This is a genomic window from Corallococcus carmarthensis, assembly GCF_003611695.1.
Classification (GTDB): Bacteria; Myxococcota; Myxococcia; order Myxococcales; family Myxococcaceae; genus Corallococcus; species Corallococcus carmarthensis.
Genome location: NZ_RAWE01000317.1, coordinates 1 through 8246 on the forward strand (window position 1 = coordinate 1; position 8246 = coordinate 8246).

9 protein-coding genes and 2 pseudogenes are annotated in these 8246 nt (G+C 70.3%); 2 read left to right on the forward strand and 9 right to left on the reverse strand.

Annotation, left to right across the window (positions count from 1 at the left end):
- From D7X32_RS41520 to D7X32_RS41535, 4 genes and pseudogenes are all read right to left on the reverse strand, one after another.
- Positions 1-881, reverse strand: a pseudogene (locus tag D7X32_RS41520) (adventurous gliding motility protein AgmC); the annotation flags it as partial.
- 51 nt (positions 882-932) lie between these two features.
- Positions 933-1433: a hypothetical protein gene (locus D7X32_RS41525; RefSeq protein ID WP_120608041.1), complete on the reverse strand. Its 501-nt coding sequence runs from the start codon at positions 1431-1433 to the stop codon at positions 933-935.
- Positions 1434-1448: 15 nt separating this feature from the next.
- Complete coding sequence (locus tag D7X32_RS41530) at positions 1449-1949, reverse strand: cupin domain-containing protein (RefSeq protein ID WP_120608042.1); 501 nt, start codon at positions 1947-1949, stop codon at positions 1449-1451.
- 14 nt (positions 1950-1963) lie between these two features.
- Positions 1964-2743 (reverse strand): class I SAM-dependent methyltransferase, encoded by a 780-nt coding sequence (locus D7X32_RS41535; protein ID WP_120608043.1) that lies wholly within the window; start codon positions 2741-2743, stop codon positions 1964-1966.
- A 101-nt stretch (positions 2744-2844) separates the two neighbouring features.
- Between D7X32_RS41535 and D7X32_RS41540 the strand changes: the two genes are divergently transcribed.
- Both D7X32_RS41540 and D7X32_RS41545 read left to right on the forward strand, forming a co-directional pair.
- Positions 2845-4227, forward strand: coding sequence for a citrate synthase (locus D7X32_RS41540; RefSeq protein WP_120608044.1), 1383 nt, complete (start codon positions 2845-2847; stop codon positions 4225-4227).
- Between the two features lie 87 nt (positions 4228-4314).
- Positions 4315-4602 (forward strand): hypothetical protein, encoded by a 288-nt coding sequence (locus D7X32_RS41545; protein ID WP_171450041.1) that lies wholly within the window; start codon positions 4315-4317, stop codon positions 4600-4602.
- Positions 4603-4677: 75 nt separating this feature from the next.
- On the opposite strand, the gene ychF is transcribed toward D7X32_RS41545, so the two are convergent.
- The 5 genes and pseudogenes from ychF to D7X32_RS41570 all read right to left on the reverse strand — a co-directional run.
- Positions 4678-5787, reverse strand: a complete 1110-nt coding sequence (ychF, locus tag D7X32_RS41550) for a redox-regulated ATPase YchF (protein ID WP_120608046.1) — start codon at positions 5785-5787, stop codon at positions 4678-4680.
- Between the two features lie 45 nt (positions 5788-5832).
- Positions 5833-6381, reverse strand: coding sequence for a F0F1 ATP synthase subunit B (gene atpF / locus D7X32_RS41555; protein WP_120608047.1), 549 nt, complete (start codon positions 6379-6381; stop codon positions 5833-5835).
- A gap of 140 nt (positions 6382-6521) precedes the next feature.
- Entirely contained in the window at positions 6522-6752 is a 231-nt protein-coding gene (locus tag D7X32_RS41560) for an ATP synthase F0 subunit C (RefSeq protein WP_120529618.1), read from the reverse strand.
- A 154-nt stretch (positions 6753-6906) separates the two neighbouring features.
- A complete protein-coding gene (atpB, locus tag D7X32_RS41565; RefSeq protein ID WP_120608048.1) occupies positions 6907-7989 on the reverse strand; it encodes a F0F1 ATP synthase subunit A in 1083 nt (360 codons plus the stop codon).
- A pseudogene (locus D7X32_RS41570) lies at positions 7989-8246 on the reverse strand (hypothetical protein); the annotation flags it as partial. The pseudogene D7X32_RS41570 and the gene atpB, both read right to left, overlap by 1 nt.

Consider the following 8246-nt stretch of genomic DNA (forward strand, 5'->3'; position numbering starts at 1 on the left):
AACATGAAGCGGTCGAACACGGAGTAGCTCAGCGCCGCGCCGCCCAGCCCGCCCTCGTCACGCGTCCCGTCCCCCGGCGATGTGCGCCCACCGTTGCCGCCAGGCCCCGCGTGACCGCCACCGCCGCCGCCGGAGGCCGCGCAGTTGCCGCCGCCACCGCCGGAGGCCAGGTTGCCGCGCCCGGTGAAGAGGCCGTTCTTGGAGGACATGCCCGCCACGCCTTCGCCGCGCGCGGAGCCGCCCTTGTCGAGCTCCAGCTCCAGCCCCGTGCAGCCCGTCAGGCCCGCGGCGCCGGCCTGGAAGATGCCTGCCTGGGAGCCCACGCCATCCGCGTCGATGCGGCCCTCGTTGACCACCTTCCCGGTCACCAGCATCGCGAGGATGCCGCCGGACTTGCCGTTCCATGGCGACACGGTGAGCCGCGCCCCGGCCTCGACGACGACGTCGGAGTACTCGGCCACGCGCACCACCTGCGCGCGTCCCGCGGCGTAGGCGTAGCGCAGCGGCGCGGTCAGCACGTAGGTGGGGGGCGTGGAGGACAGCACCCCCTCCACCCGCGCCAGCTCCCAGCGCCCCGGCGCGACCGTCCCCGCCAGCGACACGGGCTTCGTGTTGCCCACATCCGGCACGGCCGACAGCCCGGTGGTCTCGTGGATCATCAGCAGATCGCCGGAGGAGACCTTGAGGCCGGACACCACCAGCTCCTGCGCCCCCGCCGCGGCGCTCTTCCCCAGGGCGGCGTTCGAGGTGACGATCATGCTCAGCCCCGAGGCGACGGTCAGCACCCCGTCGCGTCCGGTGCCCAGTTCAAAGGAATCCGGCTCCGCGCGAGCGACCTGCGCCAGGAGCAATCCAACGATGAGAGCCAGCGTGATGCGCATGCCCCCATGGTGCCCCACCGGGCGTCCGGGGTCGAGAGAGGCCCACCCGCTTCAGCGGGACGGAATCAGGTCCTGAAGCCCCCGCGCGTTGACGGGCGCGAAGAAGGGCTGACGCAAGAGCCGTCCCAGGGCGCGGCGCTCCACGCAGAGCAGTTGGAGCGAGTCCTCCCATTCCCCCAGCACGGCCACCGCGCGCACGTCGGCCGCGTCGCGGTACAGGTCGTTGAGGTTGTGCACGAGCGCGGACACGTCCTCCACCTCCCAGCGCTCCGTGACGTCGCCCGCCGCGACGTGCAGCTCCAGCACGGGGCGCTCGCGCACGTCCACGACCTTGAGCTTCCGGGCCGCGCCACCCATGGCCGCGGTCAGCGAGCCCACCAGCTCATCCGGCCGGACGCCGTACCCCACGGTGAGCCCACCCACGAGCAGGCCCGCTTCGCACAGCCGCAACAGCGACACGTGGGGAGGCTCGCCCTCCGGCAGCAGCCCGGAAGCGGCGGCGGAATCCTTGAGCAGCCGCTCGCGGTCGAGCGCATCCAGCAGGGAGGCCATGGCCCGCGCACCCTATCAGGGCTCCTCGCCCTCCCAGTAATCCACCTGCGCGTCCAAAGGCAGATACGCCATCAGCGTGCGCGCCGCCTTGTCGCCCCCCGGTGCCGCGCCCGCGAAGACGCCCACCTTCTTCGAGTCCGGGTACACGAGCACGTCCGGCGCCTCCATGGTGGAGAAGCACAGGTAGCGCAGCGGCTCCGGGCCGTCGTTGATCAATTGGTGCGCGCACTCCGCGCCCGGCGGCAGCGCGACGTAGTCCCCCGCGCGCACGGGCAGCGTCTCCGTCCCCAGACGCAGCGAGCCCGTGCCGGACAGGACGTAGACGGCTTCTTCATTGCCCAGGTGGTAGTGCAGCGGCCACGAGCGGCGGCCCGGCGGAAGCTCCACCAGGCTGCACCCCAGCTTGCGCCCGTGCGCGGCGGCGCCCAGCTGCTTGCGCTTGAGGGCCACGCGGCTGCCGTGGGCAAGCTCCGTCCAGGGAACGTCTTCCGAGTGGATGAGGTGGGGCGAGGACATGGCGGGCTCCTGTTTCACGGGCGCACCGCGACGAGCGCGAACACGCGGTGGGGAACGGACATCGGCTGCTGGGGGAAGCGCGCGGCGAGGAGCGCGGCCAGCGCGGCGTCGAAGCGGGCGACCTGCTCGGGCGGGAGCATGGCGCCGATGCGCGCGTTGGCGCGCATCCGTCCGCGCCACGCCTCGTGGGTGTAGGGCGTGAGCGTGTCGAAGGTGAAGGACGTCAGGGACTGGAAGCCGGCCACGCCCACGTCGCGGAACCACTGCGGGTAGATGCCCACGCCCTGACCGAAGCGGTCCACGGCCAGGTCGACGCGGGGGCTGAACTCCTCCACCAGGGCCTCGGTGGCCTCCAGCAGGTTGCCGGGCAGGGCCGTCCAGTCGAAGTGGCAGAGGATCAGCTTCCCGCCGGGCTTGAGCAGGCGGAAGGCCTCGCGCCCGGAGGCGGCGCGGTCGAACCAGTGCCAGCACTGGCCCGCGAACACGCGGTCGAAGGAACCGGACGGCAGGCCGGTGCTCTCCGCGGGTGCCTCGCGGAAGTCGATGGTGAGGCCTTCATCGCGAGCGAGCCGCGCCGCGGCCTCCAGCTGCGGCGCGGACACGTCCATGGCGGTGACGTCGCAGCCGCGCCGGGCCAGGTTGCGCGCGATGGTGCCGGTGCCGGTGCCCAGGTCCAGCACGCGCAGACCGGACGCAAGCACGCCGTCCTGTTCGAGCCGTGTGTAGAAGGCGTCCGGGAATCCCGCCCGGTGTTTCGCGTAGTCCGACGACGTGCGTCCGAAGTCCACGGTCATGGTCGCTCTCCTTCGCTGGGTATGGCCTCGTCCATGGACGGCTCAGCTCGACAGGAAGGTCCAGTCGAGTCGAGACTCCGCTCCCGGGAGGCACGTGAAACATGGTGCGTCGTGCAGGGGGACGTTCTCAATCTCGATTCGACCATCCAGTTGAGGAGGAGCTGCTGCGCGCGGAGGAGGCGGCGGCCCTGCTGGGGGTGAAGCGGGCGACGCTCTACACGTACGTGAGCCGGGGGCTCGTGCGCTGCGTGCCGGAGAAGGGCACGAAGGAGAACCGCTACCTGCGCGCGGACGTGGAGCGCCTGAAGACGCGCCACGACGCCCGCGCGGGCCACGCGGCGGTGGCGTCCGGAGCGCTGCGCTGGGGCGAGCCCGTCATCGACTCGTCGGTGTCGCGCATCAGCGAAGAAGGGCTCTCATACCGGGGCCACGACGCGGTGGAGCTGGCCGCGCGGGGACACCGCTTCGAGGACGTGGCGGAGCTGCTGTGGACCGGCCACCTGCCGCCGGAGTCCCAACCGTGGCCCGCACCGGAGACACCCTGGGACACCGCCGGACGCGTGGAGCCACCGGTGCGAGGCAAGAGGTCGTTGGCCTCCGAGCACGTCGCTTCAAGAAGCGCGCTGCTCGTGTCGCCCACCTCGCTGGCGGCCCTGCTGCCGCGTGACACCCCGCCCCTCTCCGCGCTCGCCGCGCTGGTTCCCCTGCTCGCGGCGAGCGACGCGGGCCGCTTCGCCGCGCCCGTGGAACAGGACCAGGTTCGCGCGCGCAGGCTCATCCGCCACCTGGGCGCATGGGTCTGCGTGGCCCAGGCGCCCGGCCGCGTCGCGCGCGCGTCGAAGGAGTCTTCCGTGGCCGCGTCACTCGCCACGGCCTGGGACGCGAAGCCGAGACAGACCGCGGAGCTGATCAACCTGGCGCTCGTGCTCTGCGCGGACCATGAGCTGAACACCTCCACCTTCGCGGCCCGCGTGACGGCCTCGTCCGGCGCGGACCTGTACGCGTGCATCAGCGCGGCGCTCGCGGCCATCTCCGGCCACCGTCACGGTGGCGCCTGCGACCGGGTGGAAGCCCTCATCGCGGAGGTGGGCCGTCCTGAACGCGCCGCGCAGGTCGTGCATGGCCGCCTGCGCCGGGGTGAAGCCGTGACGGGCTTCGGTCACCGCCTCTACCTGAAGGGCGACCCGCGCACGCCGCCCCTCATCGAGGTCGCGTTGAGCGTGAAGCCCGAATCCCTGAAGGTCCGCGTGGCCCGCGCCGTCATGGACACCATGCGGGACGCCGGCCATCCGCCTCCGTCACTGGACTGGGGACTGGTGATGCTCGCGGACGCGCTGGGCCTGCCCTCCGGCGCCGCCACCGTGCTGTTCAGCCTGGGCCGCACCGCGGGCTGGGTCGCGCACGTCCTGGAGCAGCGCGAACAGGGCCACCTGCTCCGCCCCCGCGCCCGCTACGTGGAGCCCCCACCCCGGCAAGCCCCCTGAAACATCCCGCGCGGTTGTTACATGGCGTGCACGCCGCGCGGGTTTCCGTTTGGCGACCCGGGCCCCGGTGAGCACACTCCCAGCCCCGTGAGCGCCTCCCGTCCGACCCTGCCCTATCCCGCCCTGATGTTGCTCGGCAACGTGGCCTTCATCGCCTCGTGGATCGTCATCCTCAAGCGCCCTGAAGGCTGGCAGGTCGTGGGCCCCGTCCTCCTGGCCCTCTTCCTGGGCTTACGCGTGGGCGGCGTGTGGAAGTACGCCCTGGCCACCCCGGACCCCGCGGGCCGGCTGAAGCGCTCCGCCATCTTCTCCACCGTGCTGGCCGTGCTCGCCGTGGGCCTCTGGGGCTACACGTGGCTGAGCGGCTCCCGCTAGAAACGAAACGGGCGCCCCTTCCGTGAGTGGAAGGCAGCGCCCGTCGTCACTTCCAACAGCGGGGAAGGCCCCGCGTCAGACGTTGAAGCGGAAGTGCATGCAGTCGCCGTCCTGAACGACGTACTCCTTGCCTTCCACGCGCAGCAGGCCCTTCTCCTTCACGGCCGACTCACTGCCCAGCTTCACCAGGTCCGTCCACCCGAAGACTTCCGCCTTGATGAAGCCGCGCTCGAAGTCCGAGTGGATGACGCCCGCCGCCTGCGGCGCCTTGAAGCCCTTGTGGATGGTCCACGCGCGGCACTCCTGCTCGCCCACCGTGAAGTACGTCCACAGGCCCAGCAGCTTGTAGCCCTCGCGCACGACCTTGTTCAGGCCCGGCTCCGTCAGGCCGGAGTCCGCCAGGAAGCCCGGCCTGTCTGACTCGGCGAGCTGCTGGATTTCAGACTCCAGCGCCGCCGCCAGCACCACCACGCCCGCGCCCTCCTTGGCGGCCATCTCGCGCACCTGCTGCACGCGCGGGTCGGAGTCCTCCTTGCCAATCTGCCCTTCGCTGATGTTCGCCACGTACAGCACGGGCTTGTCCGTCAGCAGGAACAGGTCCTGGATGGCCGCCTTGTCATCGTCGGTGAGCTTCTGCGCGCGCACCGTGACGCCTTCATCCAGCTTCGCCTTGATGCGGTCCAGCAGCGCGACCTCGGCCTTCGCCTCGTCGCCCGCCTTGCCCCCCATCTTGGTGTTCTTCAGCGAGCGCTCGCGGCGCTTCTCCACGGTCTCCAGGTCCTTGAGGCACAGCTCCGTGTCGACCACGTCCCGGTCCCGCACCGGATTCACGCCTCCCTCGACGTGGGTGACGTTGTCGTCCTCGAAGCAGCGCAGCACGTGGAGCACCGCGTTCACCTGCCGGATGTTCCCCAGGAACTGGTTGCCCAGGCCCTCGCCCTTGGACGCGCCGCGCACCAGGCCGGCGATGTCCACGAACTCCAGCGACGTGGGGATCTTCTTCAGCGGCTTGATGAGCGCCGACAGCTGGTCCAGGCGGTCGTCTGGCACCGGCACCACGCCCACGTTCGGCTCGATGGTGCAGAACGGATAGTTCGCGGCCTGAGCGCCCGCGGCGGACAGGGCGTTGAACAGGGTGGACTTGCCCACGTTGGGCAGACCGACGATGCCGATGGAGAGAGCCATGATGGATTCCTGGAACAGGCGGGCGCGGCGGAAGACTCCCGGCCGTTAGGCCGAGCGGCGGGTCGCCGAGGCGCTGGTGGCGCCGGGCAGACCCTGCACGAACTGCTCGGCCAGCGCGCGGTGCTTGGCGTCGTCCATGCGCTCGCTCATGAGCTTGCCGGCCACTTCCATGGCCAGGTCCACGGCCATGGAGCGGACCTCCGCGATGGCCTTGGCCTTCTGGTCTTCAATCTCACGGCGGGCGGACAGCTTCAGCTCCTCCGCCTCCTTGCGGCTCTTGGCCATCAGCTCGTCGCGGAACTTCTCCATGTCCGCCTGCACGCGGCGGGTGGACTCCGCGGCCTCGCGGCGCGCCTCGGCGATGGCCGTCTTCTGGTCGGCGAGCAGCTTCTCCGCCTCGGCGCGCTCACGCTTCGCGCTCTCGATGGCGTTGGAGATCTGCTTCTCGCGCTCTTCCACGAGCGACAGGATGGGCCCCCACGCCTTCGCCCGCAGCACCAGCAGGACGATGACGAAGGTGACGATGGTCCAGAAGATGAGGCCCGGACGGACCTCCACGAAGCTGCTGGCGGCGAGGACTGAGGGCAGGAACATGGCGGGTCCCGGTGAAGCGAAAAGGCAGAGGGAGGATGCGGGAGACTACAGGTGAGACAGGGTGCGGCGGACTGCGGTGCGGAACGCCGGCGCCCCTTCTTCCCGAAGAGGACGCCGGCTCCCGTTGAGACCTGCCGGCCTTAAGCCTTGATGGCGAGCAGGATGCAGACGACCAGCGCGAACAGCGTGGCGCCTTCGATGAGGGCCGCGGCGATGATCATCGTGGTGCGGATGTCGCCACCAGCGGCCGGCTGACGGCCCGTGGCGTCCATGGCGGCGGCGGCCAGCTTACCGATGCCGAGCGCGGCACCGATGATGGAGAGGCCGGCGCCGATACCGGCGGCGAGGAAGGCAAGAGCGAGGTTGGTCATGGGAGCACGTCTTCTTTCGTGATGCGGGACCCGCTTGTGGGGGGGTCGTGGGGGCCCTTTTGGACAACCTCCGGCGGCCTTTCGAACCGCCGGGTCTTCAACCGGGGCGCGCCGTCACACCGACAGGCGCCCCGTCAACCTGGTGGACGACAGCTCAGCCCAGGTGGTGGGCCTTGCCGTGGTCGTGGCTCTCGCCACCCTCGTGGTGGTGGTCATCGTGGTGGCCCATGGCCACGCTCATCCCGATGAACAGCGCCGACAGCATGGTGAACACGTACGCCTGCACGAAGGCCACGAACAGCTCCAGCAGGTAGATGCCGAAGGCGAACGGCACGCTCACCAGCGCCACCGCGGGGTTGCGGAGCATGAAGATGAGGCCCAGCAGGAAGAAGATGACGATGTGGCCCGCCAGCATGTTGGCGAACAGACGGATGGTGAGCGCGAAGGGCTTGGTGAACAGGCCCAGGAACTCCACCGGAATCATGATGGGCCACAGCCAGGGGGCCACGCCGCCCGTCAGGTGCTTGAGGTAGCCGCCCACGCCCGCCGCGCGGATGCCCGCCGCCTGCGTGACGAAGAAGGTGCACAGCGCCAGGCCGCACGTGACGGCGATGTTGCCCGTGGCGGTCGCCATCCAGGGGAACAGGCCCAGCAGGTTCATGAAGAGGATGAAGAAGAACGCGGTGAGCAGGTAGGGCACGTAGCGGGGGCCCTCCTCCTTGCCGATGTTCTTGATGGCCAGCTCGTCGCGCACGAAGAGGACCAGCATCTCGAAGAGGTTCGCCCCGGCGCCGCGCGGCACGAGCTTCGTCTTGTCGCGGTTGCTCCAGATGAGCAGCGCGCCGATGAGCAGCAGCGCCGCCAGCCACATCATCACCGTGTGCTTGGTGATGGAGAGGTCCAGGCAGCCGGCGCCCAGGCCCGGGTACACCTCACCGTGGCCGCCGCCGTGCGCATCCGCCACGGGCGTGCAGGCACCCTCGTGGAACGGGATGAGGATGCGCGGCAGGTGGATGGGGATGTGGTTGCGGCTGAGGGGGACCTCGAACTCGTACTCGTTCGAGTCCGCCACGTGGTGGAGGATGTAGCCGGCGACGTCCTCGCCCTCGGCGTCCTGGTCCTCGTTCGCCACGCCGTGCACGCCCTGAGGGGTCGCCGCGTGCTCCTCGCCATGCTGCTCGGAGGCCCACACGGTGCCCGCGAACAGACAGGCGAACAGCACCATTGCCTTGCGCATCACTCGTCTCCGCCCGCCGTGTCTTTCGACGCGGCCATCACGTAGCTGACTTCGATCCACTGCAGCGCGAAGTAGACGCCGAAGAAGCCGCCCACGAACGCGATCGCGCTCAAACCCCGGGACACCACCCACGCCAACCCCAGCCCCACACCCACGCCCCGAAGGGCGAACACCACACCGACCACCTTCAACGCCGCCTTCAGGTCCGCCTGCATCGACGCTCGCCGCTTCAGCACCAGCGCCAGCACACCCGTCAC

Coding starts and splice junctions, on each gene's coding strand:
- D7X32_RS41525 (WP_120608041.1), bottom strand. CDS start 1,433: ATGGCCTCCCTGCTGGATGCGCTCGACCGCGAGCGGCTGCTCAAGGAT.
- D7X32_RS41530 (WP_120608042.1), bottom strand. CDS start 1,949: ATGTCCTCGCCCCACCTCATCCACTCGGAAGACGTTCCCTGGACGGAG.
- D7X32_RS41535 (WP_120608043.1), bottom strand. CDS start 2,743: ATGACCGTGGACTTCGGACGCACGTCGTCGGACTACGCGAAACACCGG.
- D7X32_RS41540 (WP_120608044.1), top strand. CDS start 2,845: ATGGTGCGTCGTGCAGGGGGACGTTCTCAATCTCGATTCGACCATCCA.
- ychF (WP_120608046.1), bottom strand. CDS start 5,787: ATGGCTCTCTCCATCGGCATCGTCGGTCTGCCCAACGTGGGCAAGTCC.
- atpF (WP_120608047.1), bottom strand. CDS start 6,381: ATGTTCCTGCCCTCAGTCCTCGCCGCCAGCAGCTTCGTGGAGGTCCGT.
- D7X32_RS41560 (WP_120529618.1), bottom strand. CDS start 6,752: ATGACCAACCTCGCTCTTGCCTTCCTCGCCGCCGGTATCGGCGCCGGC.
- atpB (WP_120608048.1), bottom strand. CDS start 7,989: ATGCGCAAGGCAATGGTGCTGTTCGCCTGTCTGTTCGCGGGCACCGTG.